Genomic DNA, 24,343 nt, shown 5'->3' with positions numbered 1-24,343 from the left:
TTGCGTTCAGCGAAAATCCGGCAGACTCCGATCAGACTTTTTCGGAATCACGACCATGACCCGTTTTGCAATTTTTCTCGCCGCCGCACTGACGTCCGTCTGCAGTCTCGCCAGCGCTGCCGAAACCGCGCCGCTGCCGGCGTTCCACGCCGAGTACGACGTGCTGCGCAATGGCAAGATCATGGGCAAGGCCACGCTCGACCTGCATCACGCGCAGGGCGACAACTGGGAATTCATCAACCAGACCAAGGGCACCTCAGGCATGGCTGCACTGGCCGGCATCGATGTGCGCGAAGTCTCGACGTTCCACTGGCGCAACGGTCTGCCGGAAAGCCTGCAATATCAGTACACGCAAAAATCGGCGATCAAAACCCGGCAGCGCGGCATCGTGTTCGACTGGAGCAAAAACAGCGCGGCGTCGCACGATGGCAGTCAGCAATGGACGGTGGCGTTGAAACCCGGCAGCGTGGATCGCAATCTCGCGGTGCTGGCCGTGGCTGCCGACTTGAAGCGCGGCAGCAAATCCTTGAGCTATCCGGTGCTCGACAGCGATACGGTGGCCGACAAGGTTTACGCGATCAAGGCTACCGAAACGCTGGATCTTCCCGCCGGAAAGCTCAGCGCGATGCGCGTCGAACGCGAGCGCAATGACAATCCAAACAAACACAACACCAGCTGGCATGCTGCCGAACGTGGTTTCTTGCCGGTGCAGATTGAGCAGCAGGACAAGGGCGATACGATCACGATGAAACTGGTTTTATTACAGCTCAACAAATAACGCCGTAGCATTTGCGATTGTTGCAAAACAAAAACGCAGGGTTGAAATCCTGCGTTTTTTTATTTCGATCAGGCTGGCAAACGACGAATCTTCGCGCCGAGCATACCGAGCTTTTCTTCGATCAATTCGTAACCACGATCGATATGGTAAATGCGATCGACCGTGGTATCACCCTTCGCCACCAAACCCGCCAGCACCAGCGATGCGGAAGCGCGCAGATCGGTCGCCATCAACGGCGCGCCGGTCATGCCTTCAACGCCCTGGATGATCGCGGTATTGCCTTCGAGGCGGATATTTGCGCCGAGCCGCTCGAGTTCATGCACATGCATGAAGCGATTCTCGAACACCGTTTCGGTAATCACACCCACACCTTCGGCGATCGAATTCAGCGCGGTGAACTGTGCCTGCATATCGGTCGGGAACGCCGGGTAAGGCGCGGTCGTGACGTTGACGGCCTTCGGTTTGCGGCCATGCATGTCGAGCTGGATCCAGTCTTCGCCGACGGTGATATCGGCGCCGGCTTCTTCAAGTTTGTGCAGCACCGCGTCGAGCGTCTTCGGACGCGCGCGCTTGGCCAGCACCTTGCCGCCCGTGATCGCACCGGCGACGAGGAACGTACCGGTTTCGATGCGATCCGGCAGCACGTCATAGGATGTGCCGTGCAGGCGCTCGACACCTTCGATGATGATGGTATTGGTGCCGGCGCCTTCGATTTTCGCGCCCATGCTGTTGAGGCAGTTGGCGAGATCGACGACTTCGGGCTCCTGCGCCGCGTTCTCGATGACCGTGGTGCCTTGCGCCAAGGTCGCCGCCATCATGATGTTCTCAGTGCCGGTGACTGTGACCAGATCAAGATTGATGCGCGCGCCGCGCAGGCGTTTTGCCTTGGCCTTGATGTAGCCGTTCTCGACTGTGACTTCGGCGCCGAGCGCCTGCAAACCCTTGATATGCAGGTCGACCGGGCGCGAACCGATCGCACAACCGCCGGGCAGCGAGACGATCGCCTCGCCGAAACGCGCGACCAGCGGACCGAGCACGAGGATCGACGCGCGCATGGTCTTGACCAGATCGTACGGCGCAAAATAATTCTTCGCCGGGCGCGGATCAACCAGGATACGCATGCGCTCGTCGAGTTCGAGTTGCACGCCCATCTGACCGAGCAACTCCATCGTTGTGGTCACATCATGCAGATGCGGCACGTTGCCGATCGATACTGGTTCGTCGGCTAGCAAACACGCCGCCAGAATCGGCAACACCGCGTTTTTTGCGCCGGAGATCCAGACGTCGCCGTTAAGCGGCTCGCCGCCGCTGATCACAATCTTTGCCATAATTTTTCTACTTGTTCTGTGCCTGAAGTTCGGCGGGTGTAAGGGTTTTCAGCGCCAGCGCATGAATCGCGCCGCCCATCAGTTCGCCGAGCGTGGCATACACCATGCGGTGTCGCGCGAGCGGCATCTTGCCTTCGAAGGCGGCGCTGATCACTTGCGCCTCGAAATGCACACCATCTGCGCCGTGAACGTCGATAGTCGCGTCTGGCAGACCTTGCTGAATCAGATGATGAATGGTTTGCGTGTCCATGATAGGCCTTGATTCTGGCGACTTGCGGGCAGGAAATGCCGCTGGTTTCAGCACAGGGTCAACGTCTGGCCAAAAGGCGCGTTAACCGGGATTGCGCGCGAAAGCGGACGCTTAACTGTAGAATGGGGTCGCGAATGGTACTCAAAATCCAGCGTTACAGAAACCTGTTTGTCGCCGACCAGCCTATCTCACTACTGCATCCTGTCTTGATGAATGCCCAAATCCTGCCTGTTCGTAGCCTGAAATTGCCTTCCGCGCAGCTCGATGCCACGGTGCTGACGCAAAGCGCGTTAACCGTGATCGCCACCGAGGCGCGCGCGATCGAAGTGCTGAAACAGCGCATTGACGCGAGTTTTCTCGCCACTTGCGAGCTGATGTTCGCGTGTCAGGGCCGCGTGATCGTCTCCGGCATGGGCAAATCCGGGCATATCGCGCGCAAGATCGCCGCCACCCTCGCTTCTACCGGCACGCCAGCGTTTTTCGTCCACCCGGGCGAAGCCAGTCATGGCGATCTCGGCATGATCACGCAGAAGGATGTCGTGCTGGCGCTGTCCTACTCCGGCGAAACGGATGAACTGCTAACCATCCTGCCGCTGATCAAGCGCCAGAATATTCCGCTGATCGCAATGACCGGCAACGCGCAGTCTTCGCTTGCCAGACTGGGCGACCTGCATCTGGATGTCAGCGTGCCGGAGGAAGCCTGCCCGCTCGGCCTCGCCCCCACCGCCAGCACCACGGCAGCCTTGGTGATGGGCGATGCCTTGGCCATTGCGCTGCTCGAAGCGCGTGGTTTCACGTCTGACGATTTTGCGCGTTCGCATCCGGCCGGTTCGCTGGGTCGGCGCTTGTTGCTGCACATCAGCGACATCATGCACACCGGCGACAAGATCCCGAGCATCGATGCGAATGCGACTTTGTCGGCCACGCTCATGGAAATGACGCGCAAGGGCCTCGGCATGACCGCCGTGGTCGACGACCAGCAGCGCCTGCTCGGCGTGTTCACCGACGGCGATTTGCGCCGTGCAGTGGACGATGACGATATCGACCTGCGCACCACGCCAGTAACCCAGCTCATGACCGCGCGGCCCAAAACCATCACCGCGGACAAACTCGCAGTCGAAGCTGCGCGATTGATGGAAGACCACAAGATCCACGCATTGCTGGTGGTGGATGCGGAGCAGCGCGTCGTCGGCGCACTGAATATCCACGATTTGCTGCGCGCCCGCGTGGTCTGAAATTCGTCGGCGAAGTGTAGCTGGCGTGGCGATATTTCAGCCGTTCAGCACTGCGTTAGGCGCGGTATTGCTATCATCCGGCGCAGCGCTTGCGCCTTGCAATCCCGCCTGATGTCATCAGGCGCGATGTCACCGTAACGATTCACCGTCGAGATGCCATGTCCGTGAACGACCTGCCCGCCGATATCCACGAACGTGCCGCACGCGTGCGCCTCGCGGTGTTCGATGTGGATGGCGTGCTGACCGACGGACGCCTGTGGTTTGCCGAAGACGGGCGCGAACTCAAGGCGTTTTATGTCCACGACGGACTCGGCCTCAAGCGCCTGCTGGCGAACGGCATTGAGGTAGCGATCATCACCTCGCGCATCAGCCATCTGGTCACCGAACGCATGGCCGAACTCGGCGTCGCCCACGTCTATCAAGGCCAGGAACACAAACTCGCGTGCTTCGAAAAACTCTGCCACGCGCTCAAGCTCGATCCCACGCAAGCCTGCTACACCGGCGATGACCTGCCCGATCTACCGGTGATGCGTCAGGTGGGTTTGTCGATCGCGGTGGCGAATGCGCATCCGTGGGTCAGCGAGCACGCACACTGGCGCACCGAGCGTGCCGGTGGCGCCGGTGCGGTGCGCGAAGTCTGCGACCTGTTGCTGCGTGCCCAAGGCAAGGCCGAGGCCGAGCTCAAGAATTACCTGTGATGGAGCGCAATAGCTGGCTGTTGATTATCGGGTTGGCGGTTTTTGCCGCACTGACGCAACTGCTGGTGTGGTATGTGCGCCCGAAAAAAGAAACCGAGGTATTTGTCGGTGCGCCGCGGTCGGATTACACCTTGCAGAATTTCACGATGAATGCGCTCGACGATCAGGGCCGTCTGTCGTTCATTCTCGAAGCGCCGCGACTCGCTCGGCGTAGTGATGACGGCATGATCTTCGTCGATTTGCCGCACTACACGATGGTCGATAGCGGCGGCAATCTGTGGAAGGGCACGTCGGATGCCGCATGGACCAACAAGGACGGCACCGAACTCATGCTCAGCGGCGCCGTGGAAATGCATCGGCTGCCGAACGACAAGGTGCAGGCCGCGCAAATCGTCACCACCGACATGATGACCTGGCCGAAGGACAAGCGCATGCAGACCGCGACCCTCGCCACCATTACGCAACCGGATTCCGTCAGTAGCGGGGTCGGCATGAAGTCCGATCTCAACCTCAAAGTTGTCGAATTTCTATCGAGTTACCATGGCTCAATGTTACCCAGCAAATAATCGTAAAACGCGTTCAGGCCTGTTGTCGAAATATCGCATTGGCGTGGTTTTGCTGGCGCTGTTTTTGACATCGCTCGCGCCGGTCGCGTTCGCGCTGAAATCGGATAACGATCAGCCGATGGACGTTACCGCCGGCACTTCGCGCATCGAAGGCGACAAGGAAGTCAGCAGCAAAAAAACCATTTATCTGCATGGCAACGTGCTGATGGTTCAAGGCACTATCAAGCTGCATGGCGACGACGCCACAATCTACATGGACAAGGAAGTTGCTCCGGCAAAAGGCGCGGCGCCCAGCGATAAAAGCAAGGTCAAACACTTGATCCTGACCGGCAAGCTCGCGCACATGGAGCAGATGCAGGACGACAACGGCGGCCTGATGACCGGAGACGCGGAAAAGCTGGACTACAAGGTCGATACCCATCTCGTCGAAATGACCGGCAACGTCACCGTCGTGCAGCAGAAACAAGGCACGTTCCACGGCGAGCACATGATCTACAACACCCTGACCGGAGAGATGGTCAGCGGCGATGAAAGCGCGACCAGTCGCGTCCATATCATCCTGCAACCGAAGGAAGAAAAAACGCCCGCGGCCACACAGCCGGGTACGACGCCTACGACAACACCGGCCAAGAAAAACAAGGCGAAAACCGCACCGCTATCGCCGCCCGCAAAACCCGCGGCCGAAACCACCACCACGACCGACGGACACTGACCAGCATGCTCAGCGCGATCGGCCTGCAAAAAAGTTTCAGTAGCCGCAAGATTGTGCGCGGTTTCGATTTCTCGTTATGCGAAGGCGAAGTGGTCGGCCTGCTCGGCCCGAACGGCGCCGGCAAAACGACGTGTTTCTACATGGTCGTCGGACTGATTGCCGCGGATGCCGGCAACATCCGCCTGGATCAAACCGACATCACGGTGATGCCGATGCATGTGCGTGCGCGCATGGGCTTGGGTTATCTGCCGCAGGAGCCCTCGGTGTTTCGCCGCCTTACTGTGTCGGAAAATATCCTCGCCATTCTCGAGCTGCGCGAAAACCTGAGCCATGCGCAGCGCAAGGAAGAGCTCGCCGGCCTGCTCGATGAATTGCAGATCACGCATATCGCCAACCAGCGCGGCATCAGCCTGTCGGGTGGTGAACGGCGCCGTGTGGAAATCGCCCGCGCGCTCGCCGCCAAGCCGCGTTTCATGCTGCTCGACGAACCGTTCGCCGGTATCGATCCAATCTCGGTGATCGAGATCCAGCGCATCGTGCTGCATTTGAAATCGCGTGGTATCGGCATTCTCATCACCGATCACAACGTGCGCGAAACGCTCGGCATCTGCGATCGGGCCTACATCATGAACGACGGCGCGGTGCTCGCGCAGGGTTCGCCTGCGGACATACTCACCAACGATCAGGTGCGTGAGGTTTATCTGGGACGTGAATTTCGCATGTAACAAGGTTTTTTATTCTGCTTGACGCTACTCCCCGCGTGCGAAACGATGCGGGACTGAGGGGAGAACGATCATGCATCGATTCGCGGCAATATCGGCAAGATTCGCCACGTGCAGTTTCATCTTTGTCGCGACTGCGAACGCGCAGTCGCTTGACCCGCTGTTCGCCAACAGTTTTGAAACCGGACTGGTCGCCTTCGGCCCTCCGCTCAGCGTCACTGCCGCCGGCAGCAGCAATGTCGCAACGGCGTATTCGCCGCTGAAAGTCACGTTATCCGATCCCGCGCTGGTACCGACCTTCGTCACGATCACCTCGTCCGATCCGGCGCGCATCACGATCAGCGGCGGCGGTGTCACAGTCAACGCCGGACAGACCAGCGCGCCGGTACTCGTGAATGGCTTGGTCGGCGCGGCCACACCCGTGACCTTGTGGGCACATCTCGGCAATACGCTCGGCGCGGCGGTCCAGGTCGAGCAGGCATTGAACGAAACCGATGTCGGCAGCGAGGCCGACTATTGCGTGATCTGGTCACCCGCCACGATCAACGTTTTTGCCGGGTCCGCCGCACCAACCGTGCTCGGGCGCCTGCTTGAATCCGGCGTTACCGCACCACTTGGCGCGCCTGTCGGATGGGTGGCGCAGTTCGGTTTCGGGCCGCAGTCGAGCGATCCGCGATTGCTCACTGGCTGGCAATTCAGCGATGCCAGTTACACCACGCAATACGTCAATACCGATGAATTCCAGATAAATTTCATGGCGACGTATTTCCCCGGAATTTATGCGTATACCTACCGCTTCAGCAATGATGGCGGCGGCAGCTGGAGCTACTGCGATACGAATGGCGCGGGCTCCGGTACCGGCCTGACATTCGAGACCAGCGCACTCGGGGTGATGACGGTCAACGATCCATACGCCGGCCTGGTAATCAACGAGGTCGACTACGACACGGTCGGCACCGACACGACCGAGTTTATCGAACTCTACAACAGCGGCAGCCTCACGATAAATCTCAGCACGCTAGCGCTGGCGCCGATCAACGGCAATAACAATCTCGAATATTTGCGGCTGAATCTGATCGACGCCGGCCCGAGCATCGCGCCCGGCCAGTACCTCGTAGTGAAATCATCGAGCGCCGTTGTCGTGCCTGCCGGAACGCTGACGATGGCATTCCCAGGCAGTGATTCGCAGATCCAGAACGGCTCGCCCGACGGCATCGCGTTGGTCGATACGGTATCGATGCGCTTGCTTGATGCGCTCTCTTACGAAGGTTCGATCACTGCGGCCGTGATCACGGGTTTCCCCGGCACCTACAATCTCGTCGAAGGCACGCCACTCACCGCGGCGGACGATAACTTCGTCACCGGATCGCTCGCCCGCGTGCCGAACGGCGTCGATACCAACAATGCCGCGAGCGACTGGGTGCTCACCACCACGCTCACACCGGGTGCCGCAAATGTGCCGTAGCGCACAACATCGCAATTCCGCGTCGATCGGATAAAAGCAAGCGTTGACTCGCGCGGGGTAGTGGGCGTTATTCTTCACATCCAAGGACTATCGACCCGAGCGTAGAACCCCGTGAAGCCCGCGCTGCATCTACGCCTTAATCAGCAACTCGCGTTGACGCCGCAATTGCAGCAGGCGATTCGTCTGCTGCAGCTTTCCAGCATCGAGCTGGAAACCGAATTGCGCGAAGCGCTGGAAAGCAATCCGCTGCTCGAAATGGGCGACGAAGTAACCGAGTCGGAAGCCGCGGCCGAACCCGATCCCGCCGAAAGTTACGCGCCAGCCGCAACCACCGTGGATACGCGCAGCGAACCCGTGCAGGAAAACGCGAGCGATTACGACAGCGCCACCACGTACGACAGCGATCCGGATTTCGGTCTCGAACACACCACCTACGGCAACGCCACGTCGGAAGACGGCGACAGCATGGAATCGCAGGACGAGGACACCGAAGACCTGCGCGATCATCTGCTGTGGCAGCTCAACCTGACGCCATTTTCGCCGCGCGACCGCGCGATTGGCGCGACCATCATCGAATCGATCAACGACGACGGTTATCTAACCGAATCCGCCGAAGCGCTGCAGGAAAGCCTTGCCGCGTTGTATCGCGTGGATCTGGACGAGATCGAATCGGTGCGGCATCGCATCCAGCAGTTCGATCCGCTCAGTGTCGGCAGCCGCAATTTGAGCGAATGCCTGCGCGTGCAACTGGATGCGTTCGATCCCGATACCGCCGGACATACGCTCGCGCACAGCTTGGTATCGCAGCATCTCGAAGCGCTGGCAAAAAACGATCGCGAAAAACTCTGCCGACAGTTGCGCGCAAGTACCGATGAGCTTGACGTGGCGATTGCGTTGATTCGTTCACTCGATCCGAAGCCGGGTTCGCGCTTCAGCACACAAAGCACCGAATACGCCACGCCAGATGCTTACGTCATGAAATCGCAGGGCGGCTGGACCGTGAATTTGAGCGCGCATCTGCAGCCCAAGCTCGGCATCAACCAGCATTACGCCTCGCTGATCGCGCGCGCGCAACGTGACGACGCGAATTATCTGCGCGGTCATTTGCAGGAAGCGCGCTGGCTCATCAAGAGCCTGCAAACTCGTGCGGACACTGTGCTCAAGGTGGCCAACGCGATCGTGCGCGCGCAATGCAGTTTTCTCGAATACGGCCCGGAAGCGATGCGCCCGCTCGTGCTGAAAGATATCGCCGAGGAAATCGGCATGCACGAATCGACCATCTCGCGTGTGACCACGCGCAAATACCTGCACACGCCGCGTGGCACGTTCGAGTTCAAGTATTTCTTTTCCAGCCACGTCGGCACCGCCGATGGCGGCACCGCATCGGCTACCGCAATCCACGCCATGATCCGCAAACTGGTTGACGAGGAAAGCAGTTCGAAACCATTATCCGATCAGGCCTTGACCGCAGAGTTGAACAAGCGTGGAATCAATGTCGCACGGCGCACGGTGGCCAAATACCGCGAAGCCATGCATATACCTTCGTCGAATGACCGCAGCAGACTGAGTTGAGGAGAACAGGATCGTCCGATAAAAGTTAGGCGCCAGCCCGGTTGAGGCGAGAACTAAACTTCTCGCACAGCAAGGAGTTAGGAGTTTTTAATGCCAGGCGCGCGGCTCTTATGCAGACGACAAAAAACGTAAATAATGGGAATTTAGCGGAACACTCGCGTCACTCTACGGTCACACCTGTAAGTATCGAATATCGACGCGGCCAACAGTGGGGCGCGTCGTAACCCGGGCCTGACCTGGCCCGCTTCAAAACCAGGAGACTAACCATGCAGATCAAAATCAGCGGGCATCAAGTCAACGTTACTCCGGCCCTGCGCGAATACGTCGAATCCAAGTTCGACCGCATCATTCGCCACTTCGATCATCTGCACGACACGCAAGTAATTCTCAGTGTCGAAAAACTTCTGCACAAGGTGGAAGCCACACTCAATGTAAGCGCCGGCAACCCGATTCACGCCGAAGCCAGCGCACCAGACATGTACGCCGCCATCGATGCCCTTTCCGACAAGCTCGATCGCCAGGTTCGCAAGCACAAGGAAAAACTCACCGATCACCACGCCGCCGAAGTGCGCGCTGAGCGTTATGCCTGACATCAGTGAGGTGAGTTCACAGTAGCTAGTAAGAATTTTTGCTAAACCAACCGGCCCCGTCTTTGCTCTGCGAAGACGGGGCCGAGCGTTTGCAGCATCTCAATGCGCAATAACTTCGATATGCGAGCCTCGGCAGCGCAGATTATCTGTGAGGGCCGAGCAAGTGCCGCGTATGCCTCAGCCGTTGCCTAGCGACAAGTACAACGTCAACGCATCATCAGCTGACGATTGGAAGCCGAAACTACGATAGAACGAGGCGGCAGCATCGTTCTTGGCGTCCACCAGCAGCAGGCGGATACCGAGCCGCGCACGCAGATCGACGCTGCAATTCAAGGCGTGACCCACTAGAAGTCGGCCATAACCTTTGCCCTGTGAATCGCTTGAGACAGCAAGCCGACCGATGCGCACCGCTGGAACGGGGTAACGAGGCAACCGCTTTCTGTCAGCCGGTTGCAGATCGTGCAGTCGAAGTTGCGCTGCCGCCAGGCTGCAATAGCCGAGGATGCGTGTCGGTTCGGCGTCATCAATCAGAACGTGCGTGGTCGCGATGCCATCACGTTGGTGCTGTCCGGCTTGCGCACGCAGATAGACATCCAGCGCCGGCTCACCACAGCAGAATCCATCGCGATCATGTTGACGCGTATCCAGTCGCGAAAATCGCAGCGTCACTTCAGCGGATCAGCTTGGCCGCATCAGTCATTGCCTTCTTCAGCTTGGCATTTGGCTTGAACGGCTTGTCCAGTGCCGCCAGGAAGCGGCGCGATTCGGCAGACGACAGGGTGACTGTCAACGCCGCTGCCATCACGGTTTCAGCCTCGCGCAGCACTGCATCGCGCACGAAGGCAGACAGAGGCACACCGCGCAGATCTGCAGCACGGGTAATGCGATCTTTGTCGGTCGAATTCAGGCGCAGGTCGAGTCGGGCAGCGGCAGTCATGGTTTCTCTCCTTTTATGTACGGAATGATACCGTACAAGGATAAACACCGCAATTCGGCGCTACGTCAAACTGGGGCGCCCGTTCGTCAAGGCTTTCTTGCCGATTGCATCCAGTTTTCTCACAAGATATTCCTCGTGCAGGCGTGTAGCGTTTCAGCACCCGAATTTTAAATAGTTTCCCGTCGTTCGTGGGTAATAACACGCCGCGATAGCAAAATACACGCAAGCCATCTACGCTTGCAGGCATGGATCGACTCACCGCCCGCGAACTCTTCGATAGTGTTGCCGAACGCCTTGGCTTGCGCTGGATTGCCGGCCTGAATGGCGGCTCCCGTGCGATCGAGCCGGCCGAGAAACAATCGCGCCGGCCATCGCTGGTCGGCTACCTGAATGTGATCTACCCGAACAAGCTGCAGATCATCGGCACCGAGGAACTGAATTTTCTCGACAGCCTGGATTCGCGCCAGCGCTGGGACGTGATCCAGAAAATCATGGCGTACAAGCCCACGGCACTGGTCGTGACCAAGGATCAGAAAATCCCGTCCGACATGCGCGAAGCAGCGGATGAAACGGCCACGCCGTTGTGGTCCAGCCCGAATCGCGGACACGAGTTGTACACCTACCTGCACTACCACCTCGCGCGCCTGCTCGCGAACAAGGTGACTTTGCACGGCGTGCTGATGGAGGTGTATTCGATCGGCGTATTGATCACTGGCGAATCCGGTTCGGGTAAGAGCGAGCTCGCGCTCGAACTGCTGACGCGCGGCCATCGCCTGGTCGCCGACGATGCACCGGAATTCACGCAGATCGCACCTGACGTGGTCGATGGCAACTGTCCGGAGATGTTGCAGGATTTTCTCGAAGTGCGCGGTCTCGGCATCCTAAACATCCGCGAAATGTTCGGGCATACGGCCGTAAAGCAGTCCAAATACTTGCGCCTGATCGTGCACCTGACGCCGCTGTTGCTCGACGATGCCAATCGCGATCGCGATGGTCTGAAACGTCTGTACGGCGATGTCAGTTATCGCGAAGTGCTCGGCGTGCAAATCCCGCAGATGATGATTCCCGTGGCACCGGGCCGCAATCTCGCGGTGCTGGTCGAGGCCGCGGTGCGCAGTCATATGCTGCGCACCAAGGGCATCGATCCGGCTCAGACTTTCATCGACCGCCAGGCGCACCAGATGAAACGGCAGGCACCGTGGTGAGCGCCACGACCACACCCAACAGCGCGACGCGACTGGTCGTCGTCAGCGGGCTTTCGGGCTCGGGCAAGACCATCGCGCTGCGCACGCTCGAAGATCTCGATTATTACTGCGTGGATAATCTGCCCGGTGCACTGCTCGCGGATTTTGTCGATGCGGTGACCGCCGGCCCGCACGGCGCGCATCCGCGCATGGCGGTCGGCATGGATGTGCGCAATCGGCCGGAAGATCTCACGCGCCTGCCGAACAGCCTGGCCGAACTGGCCAGTCGCGGCATCGAATATCAGCTGATTTTTCTCGATACGCGCGACGACGTATTGATCAAGCGTTATTCGGATACGCGCCGTCGCCATCCGTTATCGGCGGAAGGTTTGCCGCTGGCCGACGCGATCGCGCTCGAACGCAAATTGCTGCGTCCGCTGTCGGCAATTGCCGATCGCGTGATCGATTCGAGCGACCTCAACGTGCACCAGTTGCGTCGCCTGATCGCCACCGAACTCGGCATGAATACCGGCGCGTTGTCGCTGCTGTTCGAATCGTTTGCGTACAAGCGCGGCGTGCCGAGCGATGCCGATTTTGTGTTCGACGCGCGCTGCTTGCCGAACCCGCACTGGGACGGAAAACTGCGTCCGCTGTCGGGCAAGGATTTGCCGGTGCGCGAATATTTTGCGGCGCAGCCGGATGTCACGCGTTACCTCGATCAGGTGCGCGACTTTCTCGACAACTGGCTGCCGCGTTTCGAAGCCGACAATCGCAGTTACGTGACGATTTGCATCGGTTGCACCGGCGGGCGGCATCGCTCGGTGTATCTGAGTGAACGCCTCGCCGAACATTTTCGGCTGACGCGCGAGCAGGTGCTGACGTTTCATCGCGAGCTGGAGTGATATGGCCATCCAAATGAAATTTCCGATGGCAGTCGCCACTTGCACCAAACATACAAGCGTGCGCGCGAATTTTTTCGCCACGACAAAAGTGGGCCGCGCATGAGCGTCGGTGTATTGCTGTTGACGCACCAGGCTATGGGCGGCGCACTGATCGCTGCCGCACAACACGTGCTCGGCAAATTGCCACAGACCCTGCAGGTGCTCGAAGTCGATCCGCGCGCGGATTCCACGCTCGCATTGCGCAACGCCGCTGCCAGCGTGCGCGAACTGGAGAACGGCGAAGGCGTACTCGTGCTCACTGATTTGTACGGCGCCACGCCGAGCAATATCGGCGAGCATTTGCGTGAACTCGGCCTGCATGTGCGGCGCGTATCGGGCTTGAATCTGCCGATGCTGCTGCGCGTGCTGAACTATCGCGAACAAACCCTGGACGAACTCGTCCAGACCGCCGCCACTGGCGGCCGTGGAGGAATTTTCATCGATCATGCTTGAACACGAACTCACCATCAGCAACAAACTCGGCCTGCACGCGCGCGCCTCGGCCAAACTCGTACAGATGCTGCAGAGTTTTCAATGCAGCGCGTGGCTCATCTATCGCAAGCGCGAGGTCAACGCCAAAAGCATCATGGGCGTGATGATGCTCGCCGCCGGCGTCGGCACATCGATCCAGCTACGCACCGACGGCGCCGATGAACAGGCCGCGATGGACGCGATGATCGCGCTGTTCGAGCGCAAGTTCGACGAGGGCGCATGAGTATACGTTTCATCCTGCAAGGCCACGGCGCCGCACGCGGCATGGCGCTCGGGCGCGCGCGCCTGGTGCACCCAAGCAAGATCGTGGTGGATGAACGACCGCTCGCACACGACGAAGTAGAACGCGAGATCCGCCATCTCGAAAACGCATTGAATCTCGCGCGCGAAGAACTCACCGCGATGCGCGACAAACTGCACGGCGCACTGGCGCGTGAAGTCGGCGAATTTCTCGATGCCCACGGTTTGATCCTCGAAGATCCCGAGCTCATCACCGGCCTGTTCGATCTGATCCGGCACGGCAAATATCGCGCGAGCGCGGCGTTGAAATTCCAGCGTGACCGGCTCGTGGCGGTGTTCGACAGCATGGACGATCCGTACATGCGCAGCCGTCGCGAAGACGTCGATCACGTTATCGGTCGCGTACAGGAAGCGCTCGGTCGCAACACCTCTGCGGCAGAGCGCCAGATCGCCGCACGTGTCGGCGAAATCCTGATCGGCGACAGCGTCGCGCCGGCCGACATGGCGCACCTGAGCGAACACGGCGTGCTCGGCATCATCACCACCGGCGGCAGCACGTTGTCGCATAGCGCGATCCTCGCGCGCAGCCTGCACGTGCCGATGGTGGTCGGCGCGCGCGATGCACTGGCGTCCGTACACGAGGATGATCTGGTGTTGATGGATGGCGAGCGCGGCTTCGTCGTGGTGCATCCGACAGCGCACGATCTTGCGCGTTATCGCCAACATCAACGCGACAGCGCGCGCGAGGCACGCGCCTTGCTGCGATTGAAAAACGCCGCCACGGTAACGCGCGACGGCGCGGAAATCCGCCTGTTCGCCAACGCCGAAATGCCCGCGGATGTAACCAACGCGCGCGCCTGGGGCGCCGATGGCATCGGTTTGTATCGCACCGAATTCCTGTTCCTGCAGCGCAAGGAGCTACCGAGCGAGGACGAGCAGTTCACCGCCTATCGCGATCTCGTACTCGGCATGGGTGGGCTGCCCTCGACCTTGCGCACGCTCGATCTCGGCGCCGACAAGGCCGACAGCAGTGGGCTCACGCTCGATTACGAACCCAACCCCGCGCTCGGTCTGCGCGGCGTGCGTTTGAGCCTGCGTTATCCGCAGCTGTTCGCCACCCAACTGCGCGCAATGTTGCGCGCATCGGCGTATGGACCGATTCGCATCCTCGTGCCGATGGTCAGCGCGTTCGAGGAAATTGTCGCGGTGCGTACGCTGCTCGATCGCTGCGCCGCGGAATTGCGCAGCGAAGGCGTAGCGATCGCCGATCACTTCGAATTCGGCGCGATGATCGAAGTGCCCGCTGCGGCAATCATGTTGCCGCTGATGATCAACCAACTCGATTTTGTCGCGATCGGCACCAACGATCTGGTGCAATACACGGTCGCCGCCGACCGCGGCAACGATGCGCTCGGCACGCTGTACGATCCGCTGCACCCGGCAGTGCTGCGCCTGATCCGCCTGACCATCGTCACTGGCAAACGCGCGCGCAAGCCGGTTTCGCTATGCGGCGAAATGGCCGGCGATACGCGCTACACCGCACTGCTGCTGGCGCTCGGCCTGACCGACTTCAGCATGCACCCCGGCACGTTGCTCGAAGTGCGCCAGTCGATCGCCGAATGCGACCTGACCAGCCTGCGCAAAAAGTCCGTGCTGCTGCTACGCGCCCGCACGCGCGCGGAAATCGATACGGCGCTGGCCGCGATGCAGGAATGATCTGCCGAGCCGATTTGCACAGCCGATAATTTCGCCAAAACCACGCCGGTAAGATCGTTCGCAATCACTTCAAACCGCGCTGGTCTAGCCGCTGTAATGGTGCTGCAAGCAGATGCGCATAATCTGCTGTGGAGAACGCCCTGCAGGCCCTTGCAAATTTTCAGAATTTTGAAACGCGCTTGCGCTAGATAGGCATGGCTCGGCCAGCCCATTACAATGCGCACGGCGATACTCAGGTGCTTAATCTCTGTCAGTCGTTTTTCATGGCCGCCGATATCAAGCGTGAGCTTGCTTCATCGCGTAACTTGATCTCTCCCCAACTGTTAGCCGATATTTCATGAAGATTTCTCGATGGTCGAATTGAACACTCAATCCGCCGCCAATATTGCCGTGGTGATTCCGGCGTTGAATGAAGAGTTGGCGATACGCAGCGTGGTCAGCGCGGCACTGCTTCATTGTCCGAACGTGATCGTGATCGACGATGGCTCCAGCGATGGTACCGCGGCGCAGCTTGCCGACCTGCCGATAAGCTTGATCACGCATGCGCAGCCGCAAGGCAAAGCGCAGGCAATGCTCGAAGGTTTCAGTGCGGCGCTCACGCGCGGATACGATGGTGTAGTGACGATGGACGGCGACGGTCAGCACGGCGCCGAGGACATCCCGCGCCTGCTCACAGTGGCCGCGCAATACCCGCGCCATATCGTGATCGGCGCACGTCTGCGAGGGCGCAACAACGCGCCCGGCGGGCGACGTTTCGGCAACGATGCCGCCGACTGGTTTGTGTCATGGACGGCGGGCCAAGCGATTGTCGATACACAAAGCGGCCAGCGTTATTACCCTCGCGAAGTATTGGAACTGGCGAAAAATTTGCCGCATTCGGGCTTCGTCTTCGAGAGCGAAATTTTGATTGAGGCCGCCAACCACGGCATACGCTGCGTCTCCGTGGCCATCGAATCGCGCTATCAGGAAGGCCGGCGCGCGAGTCATTTTCGTCCTTTCACCGATGTCATGCGCATCACTCGCATGATTGCATGGCGCCTGTTCTGCGGCGGCTTTCGTATCGGCAATTACCTGCGTGCGAGGCGCGAGCCGCCGATAGTGATCAGGTAAAAAAGCAATATGTCGATTCTTTCAAAAATATCGCGGCATACAATTCTTTCCTTGCTGCTATGGGCTGGTGTTGCAACGCTGGCCATCGGTTTTGTGATGAACAGCATGTGGCTGCAGGTGCCCTTGGGCCGACTGTCGGAGTCAAGCAAACTTGCGGCAGCGGCATTTGTTGTGGCGTGGATAGTCACGCGCATCAGCCGGATGCATTTTGCTAATTCGTTGGCAATTGTGTGGGGCATCGCGCTGATAATTTTTGTCGGCATCCTGCCGGTGCTGTCGGTCTCGCTCATGATCCTGTGCGCGTTGGCGCTCGGCAGCATGATCGTTGCGACGCATTATCAACGCTCGGTTCTAGTGCCGACGATGTTGGGGCTCAGCCTCATCGTGGGCACAATCGGCTGGTTGTTGCCGTTTCCGCTGCACTATCCTTGGGTGTATTTGACAGCGTTGACTCTGCCGATTTTTTTTCGCCGGCACGAAGTTTTGACTCGAACAAAAGCCTCGTTTGAAGCTTGGCAGCATGCGTTGAACGAATCGCCAAAGGCTGCAGTGTTTGGCGTGATGGTTGCCGGTATCGCGTCCACAGGTTGCTGGTTTCCAACCCTGCAGTTCGACGATCTCGGTTATCACATCGGCATGCCATCGCAACTCGCGGCATTCGGTTATTACCGATTTGATGTGTTTTCGCAATTGTGGGCGATGGCACCGTGGGCGGGCGATATCGTGCAATCGGTCGCGCAATTATCAGCCGGACAGGAAGCGCGTGGAGCGGTCGACGCATTCTGGCTGCTCGCCTCGGCGGCGCTACTCTGGCGTCTCGCCACAACCATGGCGATGCCGCCCTATGCGCGCTGGCTCGCATCGGCCTTATATCTCAGTTTGCCGATGACCTCAGCGCTCGCGGGAGGCATGCAGGCTGAGCTACCGGCGACGACGATCCTGCTGGCGCTAGCACTTGCTGTGGCAGAAGCGCCGGCACGACCTGATGTTCGTGTGTTCTGTTCGATATCAATGCTCGCTGCGCTTATGTTGGCGATAAAAACCGGATTTCTCGCAGCGACCATTCCGATTGGGATTTGGTTATTAATTCGCTGGCGTGGTCGTGTTCCTGCGCGCGCCATCTTGCCAGCGCTCGTGTTGGTCATTTTTATCGCCGCTTCGAGTTATGTGTACGCCTATCTCATCAGCGGCAATCCGATGCTGCCGTTATTCAATGGCATATTTCATTCGCCACTGATTCCGCAAGACAATTTTTCCGGCACACCTTACAAAGCGGGCGGCGGCATAACCTCGCCGTGGCTCATGACGTTTCATACCCATTTGTTCTCGGAATGCTGGGATGGCGCCGCCGGCATGTCATTTCTTGGCCTCATCGGCGCATCTATCGCAGCGTTATTCATGCGCAAGTTGCGCCCGCTCGCTTTGGTCGCAACGGTTGCATTCCTCATTCCGTTTGAAGCAATAAATTACTATCGTTACGCATATCCGGCGTTGGTGCTGATGATCCCGGTTACCGTGGCCGCCGCATCTACGTTGCTAACTCGCCGCACTGGAATTACAGTGCTGACAATGATGATCGGCTTGAACCTTTTGTATCAGGGATGTTCCTACTACACGCTGCACGACGCCACTTTTCTGAAACACAAGACGTGGTCTAAGGAAAAATTATTCAAGCGTTTTGCCCCGGAGCGTTCAATTGCCGAATTCATCCGACAGCACAGCGATACAGATACCGCCGTCCTCTGCGATCCCGGCCGACCGTTTTATGCAGAACTGGCAGGGCGTGGGCTGACTATTTCCTCGTACGACACAGAGTTGAGCAAATTATTTGTTTTTGAAGTTGAGCAAGACCCCAATGGCAACGCCTGGCGCGGATTATTCGCGAAAGTCGGTGCGCGTTACGCCGTGACCACCGAATCAAAACGCTCTCCAGCTTTAACTGCTGCACTCAGTGACGCAAGCAAAATACGACAGATCGGGGCAATTGAACTATGGCTTTTGCCGGTTACTACCGAAACATCCAATCTGCTGCAATCGCGCGATTTGGCTGCAATGAAGTTTCGGCCATGAGCGCGCTCAGTCAATCAGTCCGCTTCATCGCGGTGGGTGTATTGCAGATTTGCATCGACTCCGGGATTTACATCGCGCTGACTGCTCTCGGGCTATCCACACCACCGTCCAATCTATGCGGTCGTATCGGCGGCGCCGCGTTTGGTTTCTGGTTGAACGGCAAGATTACCTTCAAACGCCAACAACAACCTCATATCGGATTACGTCTTGCACGTTACGCCTCCTTATGGATCGCAATGACCATCATCAGCACAACCTTGCTGACGTTGATTGCGCGCCATGCTGGTCTAACTCACGCATGGTGGTCCAAGCCTTTGATCGAAGGTGTGCTCGGGATAGTCAGTTTTCTGGTTTCGCGTTATTGGGTATATCGGCAGAAATCGCCCCTGCGAGAAAAAGCTTGAGTCCGCAACTGCCTGGATAATTTCTGACTAGGCGCGGCAATTGATGCGTGAACTGTCAACCATTGAGAATTCGTGAAGTATTTCATATTGATTTCAGTTCTTATTATTTTGCCGTCGGCAATTAATAATGGATATTATAGTCATGACGAACTGCAGTGGCTGGCACTCGCCGACACTGATTCACTGCTTGATATTCCGTGGATGTCATGGCTGGATTTCAGTGTATTTCAATATCGGCCACTGACATTCAACTTCTGGTTGTTGTTATCTCATTTATTTGGCTACCACCCAGTTATAATGCACAGCGTCCAGGGAGCGCTGGGGATACTCAACGCGTCTTTGCTGCGCCAATGCATCATCCGATTCGGAGCAAAACCGCTGCATGCGTCGGTGGCAGCGATCGCATTTTTACTCGTGCCTTTTGTCGTTTTCGCGCACAGCTGGATTGGAACATTTGCAGACCAGCTATATCTGGCTTGGCTTCTGCTTGCGCTAATGTGGATTTGCCGGCAACCTCAGGCATCATCGCAAAAATGGCAACGATACATGACTCCAGCGGTGGTCGCTGCTCTTACCAGTCTGGCGGTGATGACCAAGGAAGCAGCCGTTGTTTTCCCCTGCTTACTACTCTGTGCAGCTTACCGAAAAAATGTGCGCGACCTGCTGCCGAGCATTTTAGCCAGCGGGTTGGTCGTAGCAATTTATCTCGCACTTCGCCTGAGTATTATTCTTTTTTCGCCGCGCCCGCCGGGAGTTTACACTTGGGCGATAAGCAATATTCCTATCCGCCTATTTGAATACTCGATCTTTCCGTTTGTACAAAACTTGAATGAGCTCGCTGCGTTTCCGTGGTACAGCCCCAGCATATTGGGTATTGCGGCAATCGGTACGGTGCTTGTGTTGATCAGCATAACCAGCGCGGGATTGCGTTGGTTATTATCTGCATCCGTCCTTTGGTTCGTCGCGCTTGGCCCGATATTGATCCTTTCAACCAGCTCGATCCTGTATGCGTACACTGCCTCCGCTCTCATGTGCGGACTGTTTGCGCTGGCTTACCCACTGATCAAACCTTGGGCAAAAGGTTTGCTGCTACTGGCCGGTGTAGCGGCTTTGCTGCACAGCGTTGATCTGGTGCGCGACATGCGCCATGTCGGCCGCGTGCAACACCATTTGTATGCAGCACTGGTGCCGTTATTACCGGATGCGAGCACCAGTGAACCGCTGCGTATTCGCGCTGACAATCCAGCTGACGAGCCAATCCTGCATCACACAACGTATGCCATACCGACATACCAGCGCGTGCCATTTTCGCCGAGAATCAGGATTGTTGCGTCGACCGATACATCCGTCATACCAACGCATGTGATGCTGCACGACGGCACATTGCAGAGCTACCCAAAGCACACGCAACCATGAAAAATCACGCAGACTCGCAGTGATAGGAACGTCAGTTTCCATAGAACGATGGAGGCTACATCACCCTACTCACCGAGCGCGCCCGTGCGATCGGAATACAGATAATTCCGACAAGCGTCCCGCACCTGTACAACTTGACCAGTGCGATTCGATATCGCAAACAGGATCGCCGCCTTGCTCATCGCTAGCGCTCAATGGCATACCGTGAACGAATACACGATAATTCCTCGATGAGAAAAGGCGCGACTACACTCCCAAAATGAAAACATTGGCCGATGGACTGGCGCGGCGCCAGGATAATTTTTTACTGCTCCGTTTTCTCGCTGCCAGCTTGGTGATATACGGTCATAGCCATGCGATTGCCGCGCTGAATACGCAAGATGTCTTTGTGCGTGCGGGCGTGGCTTTCAGCGGCACGATCGCGGTGGATATGTTCTTCGCGGTCAGCGGCTTTCTCGTTACCGGAAGTCTGGTTCGCCGCCGTAACGTGATTTCGTTCATTACGGCTCGTGCGCTTCGCTTGTTCCCTGCGTATGTGGCCTGCCTCGCGCTGTGCGCATTCGTGCTGGGGCCACTGCTAACCACGCTGCCGGTCGGCGAGTATTTTCAGCATCCCGATACGCTGGCTTATGTCTCTGCCAATCTGGGCCTGCAAAACATGCGCTGGGATCTACCCGGTGTATTTGCAGGCAACCCTTATCCGAATACGATCAATGGTTCGATCTGGACGCTGCCAGCCGAGGCCAGCATGTATTTGTGGCTGGCGGTGCTCGGACTGGCCGGGATTTTCCGACTGCGCTGGCTCGCCACGGCGGTGCTGGTGGCACTATCAATTTATGGCTGCCTGCATTGGATGGATGTGCCAATGCTGGTGCACAACCCCGACTACGCGCGATTTGCCGCACTGTTTGTGCTCGGATCATTTTGCTACTTGCAACGCGACTGGATTCCGGTCGGTCATCTGGGCATGTTCGCTATTGCATTGCTGGCTTATCTGACCCACGGCACGGGATTCTTCGCATATGCGCTCGGCCTGGCGGAAGCGTATTTCTGCTTCTGGTTTGCGTACTGCATTCCTTGGTACGGCTTCAATCGTTTTGGTGATTATTCCTACGGAATTTATCTCTGGGGATTTCCTTGCCAGCAACTCGTGACGATGTGGCTGGGTCATCCGCAACCTTGGCAGATCACGATTTTTGCGCTACCGCTTGCACTTGCGATTGCAATCGTATCCTGGCACTTGCTCGAACAGCCGGCATTGCGACTGAAGGACTGGCAAATCTGGAACAAGCTCGGTTTGTCACGCACCAAGCCCGCTGTCGCTGCGAGCAATACCGATGCTCTTTAACTCCCTGCACTTCGTCGTTTTTTTCCTGATCGTACTGGCGCTCAACCAGTGCCTGCGCGCGCTGCCGACTATGCAGAAATGCATGCTGCTGCTGGCGAGTTATTATTTCTATGGCCAGTGGCATTGGGAATATCTGCTGCTGATCTGGTTCTCCACGATCGTGGATTATCTGATCGGCCTGCAGTTGCCGCGCAGTTCGAATCCGAAGCGGCTGGTGATCATCAGCGTGATCGTCAATATCGGCTTTCTCGCCATCTTCAAATACGCCAACTGGCTCATCGCGAGTTTCAACGGCGGCGCCGATGCGCTGGGCGCGGCCTGGCACATCACGCCGATCGACCTGCTGTTGCCGGTCGGTATTTCTTTCTACACCTTCCAGAGTCTGAGCTACACCATCGACGTCTATCGCGGTGCATTGCAACCGCGCCGGCGTCTGCTCGACTACGCACTCGCGGTGGCGTTTTTTCCGCAGCTCGAAGCCGGCCCGATCGTGCGTGCGCGCGAGTTTTTCATCGAGCTCGATGGCCCGCGCAATGTTGCGCTGAGCGACGTACAACGTGCGCTGGTACTGATCGCATTCGGCTTCGTCAAGAAGATGGTATTCGCCGATACGCTGGCGGGTTTCGTCGACCCGGTTTTCGATCATCCCGAGGGCGCGCATTTCTGGGATACGCTGCTCGGCATCTACGCGTTTGCGTTTCAGATTTATTGCGATTTCTCGGGTTATACCGATATCGCGATTGGCTGCGCGTTGTTGCTCGGGATCCGATTTCCGCAGAACTTCAACTACCCGTACATCGCCGAAAGTCTGCAGGATTTCTGGCGGCGCTGGCACATGACGCTCTCGCGCTGGCTGCGCGATTACCTGTACATCGCGCTCGGCGGCAACCGCCGCGGTGAAGCGCGCACGTTGGCAAATCTCATGATCACCATGCTGCTCGGCGGCCTGTGGCACGGTGCGAGCTGGAACTTCGTGATTTGGGGCGGCCTGCATGGCGGTTATCTGGTGTTCGAGCGCGTTGCACTGCAGCGCCTGCCCTTCTGGCAATCGCCAGCGTTGCCGATGCGCTTGTTGCGCTGGCTGCTGACGTTTCATCTGGTGTGTTTCGCGTGGATATTTTTCCGCGCAAAAACCCTCACGGCGAGTCTCGCGGTCATCGGCAATCTGCTACATGGCGCAGCGAGCGTGATCCAGGATTTTTCGCAGGATCATCATCTCGGCCTCGCGCTACTTTTGATTGCCCTGATGCTGTCGCAATTCATCGGCGGCTACGGCCATATCAAGCAGCGTTTGAGTGAAGATCGCGGCACACGCTTTGCAGCAGCAATGACCTTGATCTTGCTCGCGCTGATCCTGTTCACGCCGGGCAAGAATATTCCCTTCATCTACTTCCAGTTTTGAGCACCGGCATGCGTTATCTCAAATTCATCCTGCCGCTGTTGCTGGTCGCCGTGATCGACCTGCTGTTTCAACTCGGCGCGTGGGAATTTATCGCCTCACCGAACAGCCACGCCGGCATGAGCATCGCGAAAAAGCGCGCGCTGCTCGATCCGGAAATGGCGCATATTGATTTTGTCACTCTCGGCAGTTCGCGCCCGGTGTATGGCATCGATCATGCGCTGCTCGCCAGCACCGCCGCGGCGCACGGCAAGGTGCACGCCAACATCAGCGTCGCCGGCATGCACTGGATGAGCCTCGGCATCATCACCGACTGGCTCGCGGTGCAGCATCCGGAAATCCAGGGTGGAATCATTGCGCTGTCGGTGCAGGATTTCATGGGGCCGGGAAACGGTGCGTACGAACTCGGCATCGCCTATCCGTTTCATCGCTACGATCAGATTCCATGGATGAGTGAGCATGTTGGCTTCGATCGCAACGAGCTCGCCACGTACGGACTTTATTCCGGCCTGTTCGAATATCGAGAAGATATCCGCGATCTGATCCAGCACCCGCAACAGCGCAGGAAGTCGCTGAAGTATTTTCATGCGCTCGATGCGAAGCACGTGTTGCAGACCAACGCCGATGAAACCTCGAATATTTGTCGCCTGCAATTGCAGCATCGATCCGATTGCGAAAAGGCGGCGACACTCGATGCGGAAGCGGCAGAAAAACTGAAAGGTCAGTGCGCGATGTTGCCTGGCGCCAATCAGCCGCGCGGCGACTGGCGCGCGATGGTCGGCGGTGCCGAAACACCGTCGCCCTACCTGCAAAAAGCCCGTGACCTGATCCAGACACAACTACGCCACCTGACCTGGAAAACACCGCCAATCATCGTGCTTATGCCGATGCACTCGGTGTGGCTGAACGATGCCTTGCCGCAAGCCGCGCACGAATGGGCGTTGTCGATTCTCAAACCCTTGCAGGTCGAAGGCAAAATCCACGTGCTCGATTACACCGACCTGTTCAACGGCCCGGACGGCACCGATTGCACGGCGTTTTTTGATATCTACCACAACAACGTTTCGGGTCGCGAACGACTGATGCAAATGGCTTTACCGAGCCTGGAAAAGATTTTGTATTCTACGGAAAACCAAACCAATGCAACAATTCGGTAATGATTGATTTGTT

26 protein-coding genes are annotated in these 24,343 nt (G+C 58.0%); 21 read left to right on the top strand and 5 right to left on the bottom strand.

Features of this window, described 5'->3' with window-relative positions:
• Positions 1–55: 55 nt before the first annotated feature.
• A complete protein-coding gene (locus ELE36_RS04275) occupies positions 56–778 on the top strand; it encodes a DUF3108 domain-containing protein (protein WP_129831913.1) in 723 nt (240 codons plus the stop codon).
• Between the two features lie 68 nt (positions 779–846).
• Here the strand turns inward: ELE36_RS04275 and murA are convergent, their stop codons facing one another.
• Entirely contained in the window at positions 847–2,106 is a 1,260-nt protein-coding gene (gene murA / locus ELE36_RS04270) for a UDP-N-acetylglucosamine 1-carboxyvinyltransferase (RefSeq protein WP_129831912.1), read from the bottom strand.
• 7 nt (positions 2,107–2,113) lie between these two features.
• A complete protein-coding gene (locus tag ELE36_RS04265; RefSeq protein ID WP_129831911.1) occupies positions 2,114–2,356 on the bottom strand; it encodes a BolA family protein in 243 nt (80 codons plus the stop codon).
• A 209-nt stretch (positions 2,357–2,565) separates the two neighbouring features.
• On the opposite strand from ELE36_RS04265, the gene ELE36_RS04260 reads away from it, so the two are divergent.
• From ELE36_RS04260 to hpf, 8 genes are all read left to right on the top strand, one after another.
• Positions 2,566–3,591, top strand: coding sequence for a KpsF/GutQ family sugar-phosphate isomerase (locus ELE36_RS04260; RefSeq protein ID WP_129831910.1), 1,026 nt, complete (start codon positions 2,566–2,568; stop codon positions 3,589–3,591).
• Between the two features lie 158 nt (positions 3,592–3,749).
• The gene (kdsC, locus tag ELE36_RS04255) at positions 3,750–4,289 is read left to right on the top strand and encodes a 3-deoxy-manno-octulosonate-8-phosphatase KdsC (protein ID WP_129831909.1); all 540 of its coding nucleotides are present in this window, start codon (positions 3,750–3,752) and stop codon (positions 4,287–4,289) included.
• Complete coding sequence (gene lptC / locus ELE36_RS04250) at positions 4,289–4,855, top strand: LPS export ABC transporter periplasmic protein LptC (protein ID WP_129831908.1); 567 nt, start codon at positions 4,289–4,291, stop codon at positions 4,853–4,855. Before kdsC ends, lptC begins: the two co-directional genes overlap by 1 nt.
• The gene (gene lptA, locus ELE36_RS04245) at positions 4,830–5,567 is read left to right on the top strand and encodes a lipopolysaccharide transport periplasmic protein LptA (protein ID WP_129831907.1); all 738 of its coding nucleotides are present in this window, start codon (positions 4,830–4,832) and stop codon (positions 5,565–5,567) included. The genes lptC and lptA overlap by 26 nt, the downstream gene beginning before the upstream one ends.
• A 5-nt stretch (positions 5,568–5,572) precedes the next feature.
• A complete protein-coding gene (lptB, locus tag ELE36_RS04240) occupies positions 5,573–6,292 on the top strand; it encodes an LPS export ABC transporter ATP-binding protein (protein ID WP_129831906.1) in 720 nt (239 codons plus the stop codon).
• 70 nt (positions 6,293–6,362) lie between these two features.
• Positions 6,363–7,754: a lamin tail domain-containing protein gene (locus tag ELE36_RS04235; protein ID WP_129831905.1), complete on the top strand. Its 1,392-nt coding sequence runs from the start codon at positions 6,363–6,365 to the stop codon at positions 7,752–7,754.
• A 111-nt stretch (positions 7,755–7,865) separates the two neighbouring features.
• Positions 7,866–9,326, top strand: a complete 1,461-nt coding sequence (locus tag ELE36_RS04230) for an RNA polymerase factor sigma-54 (protein WP_129831904.1) — start codon at positions 7,866–7,868, stop codon at positions 9,324–9,326.
• A gap of 266 nt (positions 9,327–9,592) precedes the next feature.
• On the top strand, positions 9,593–9,916 hold the full coding sequence (gene hpf, locus ELE36_RS04225) for a ribosome hibernation-promoting factor, HPF/YfiA family (RefSeq protein ID WP_129831903.1): 324 nt from the start codon (positions 9,593–9,595) through the stop codon (positions 9,914–9,916).
• Between the two features lie 177 nt (positions 9,917–10,093).
• Here hpf and ELE36_RS04220 read toward each other — a convergent pair whose 3' ends face one another.
• Positions 10,094–10,585 carry a GNAT family N-acetyltransferase gene (locus ELE36_RS04220; RefSeq protein ID WP_242512358.1) on the bottom strand — a complete coding sequence of 164 codons (492 nt, stop codon included), beginning with the start codon at positions 10,583–10,585 and terminating at the stop codon, positions 10,094–10,096.
• A gap of 1 nt (position 10,586) precedes the next feature.
• On the bottom strand, positions 10,587–10,853 hold the full coding sequence (locus tag ELE36_RS04215; RefSeq protein WP_129831902.1) for a type II toxin-antitoxin system TacA family antitoxin: 267 nt from the start codon (positions 10,851–10,853) through the stop codon (positions 10,587–10,589).
• 245 nt (positions 10,854–11,098) lie between these two features.
• Here ELE36_RS04215 and hprK point away from each other — a divergent pair, with 245 nt between their 5' ends.
• From hprK to ELE36_RS04185, 6 genes are all read left to right on the top strand, one after another.
• On the top strand, positions 11,099–12,058 hold the full coding sequence (gene hprK / locus ELE36_RS04210) for an HPr(Ser) kinase/phosphatase (protein ID WP_129831901.1): 960 nt from the start codon (positions 11,099–11,101) through the stop codon (positions 12,056–12,058).
• A complete protein-coding gene (rapZ, locus tag ELE36_RS04205; protein ID WP_242512357.1) occupies positions 12,055–12,939 on the top strand; it encodes an RNase adapter RapZ in 885 nt (294 codons plus the stop codon). Before hprK ends, rapZ begins: the two co-directional genes overlap by 4 nt.
• A 99-nt stretch (positions 12,940–13,038) precedes the next feature.
• Complete coding sequence (locus tag ELE36_RS04200) at positions 13,039–13,431, top strand: PTS sugar transporter subunit IIA (protein ID WP_129831899.1); 393 nt, start codon at positions 13,039–13,041, stop codon at positions 13,429–13,431.
• A complete protein-coding gene (locus tag ELE36_RS04195) occupies positions 13,424–13,693 on the top strand; it encodes an HPr family phosphocarrier protein (RefSeq protein ID WP_129831898.1) in 270 nt (89 codons plus the stop codon). The genes ELE36_RS04200 and ELE36_RS04195 overlap by 8 nt, the downstream gene beginning before the upstream one ends.
• Positions 13,690–15,426, top strand: a complete 1,737-nt coding sequence (ptsP, locus tag ELE36_RS04190) for a phosphoenolpyruvate--protein phosphotransferase (protein WP_207215854.1) — start codon at positions 13,690–13,692, stop codon at positions 15,424–15,426. The genes ELE36_RS04195 and ptsP overlap by 4 nt, the downstream gene beginning before the upstream one ends.
• Before the next feature lie 351 nt (positions 15,427–15,777).
• Positions 15,778–16,536 (top strand): glycosyltransferase family 2 protein, encoded by a 759-nt coding sequence (locus ELE36_RS04185; RefSeq protein WP_129831897.1) that lies wholly within the window; start codon positions 15,778–15,780, stop codon positions 16,534–16,536.
• On the opposite strand, the gene ELE36_RS04180 is transcribed toward ELE36_RS04185, so the two are convergent.
• Entirely contained in the window at positions 16,494–16,826 is a 333-nt protein-coding gene (locus ELE36_RS04180; RefSeq protein ID WP_129831896.1) for a hypothetical protein, read from the bottom strand. The two genes, ELE36_RS04185 and ELE36_RS04180, sit on opposite strands and share 43 nt — an antisense overlap.
• A gap of 388 nt (positions 16,827–17,214) precedes the next feature.
• On the opposite strand from ELE36_RS04180, the gene ELE36_RS04175 reads away from it, so the two are divergent.
• From ELE36_RS04175 to ELE36_RS04150, 6 genes are all read left to right on the top strand, one after another.
• Positions 17,215–18,606 carry a hypothetical protein gene (locus ELE36_RS04175; RefSeq protein ID WP_129831895.1) on the top strand — a complete coding sequence of 464 codons (1,392 nt, stop codon included), beginning with the start codon at positions 17,215–17,217 and terminating at the stop codon, positions 18,604–18,606.
• A complete protein-coding gene (locus ELE36_RS04170) occupies positions 18,528–19,010 on the top strand; it encodes a GtrA family protein (RefSeq protein WP_242512356.1) in 483 nt (160 codons plus the stop codon). The genes ELE36_RS04175 and ELE36_RS04170 overlap by 79 nt, the downstream gene beginning before the upstream one ends.
• 72 nt (positions 19,011–19,082) lie before the next feature.
• Complete coding sequence (locus tag ELE36_RS04165) at positions 19,083–20,426, top strand: hypothetical protein (protein WP_129831894.1); 1,344 nt, start codon at positions 19,083–19,085, stop codon at positions 20,424–20,426.
• A 259-nt stretch (positions 20,427–20,685) separates the two neighbouring features.
• On the top strand, positions 20,686–21,774 hold the full coding sequence (locus tag ELE36_RS04160) for an acyltransferase family protein (RefSeq protein WP_129831893.1): 1,089 nt from the start codon (positions 20,686–20,688) through the stop codon (positions 21,772–21,774).
• Positions 21,764–23,176, top strand: coding sequence for an MBOAT family O-acyltransferase (locus ELE36_RS04155; RefSeq protein ID WP_129831892.1), 1,413 nt, complete (start codon positions 21,764–21,766; stop codon positions 23,174–23,176). Before ELE36_RS04160 ends, ELE36_RS04155 begins: the two co-directional genes overlap by 11 nt.
• Before the next feature lie 8 nt (positions 23,177–23,184).
• Positions 23,185–24,330, top strand: a complete 1,146-nt coding sequence (locus ELE36_RS04150) for a hypothetical protein (protein ID WP_129831891.1) — start codon at positions 23,185–23,187, stop codon at positions 24,328–24,330.
• Positions 24,331–24,343: the final 13 nt, after the last annotated feature.

The sequence above is a fragment of the Pseudolysobacter antarcticus genome (genome assembly GCF_004168365.1).
GTDB lineage: Bacteria > Pseudomonadota > Gammaproteobacteria > Xanthomonadales > Rhodanobacteraceae > Pseudolysobacter > Pseudolysobacter antarcticus.
The sequence above is the reverse complement of the archived record's forward strand: the minus strand, read 5'-3'. Positions and strand labels throughout refer to the sequence as shown.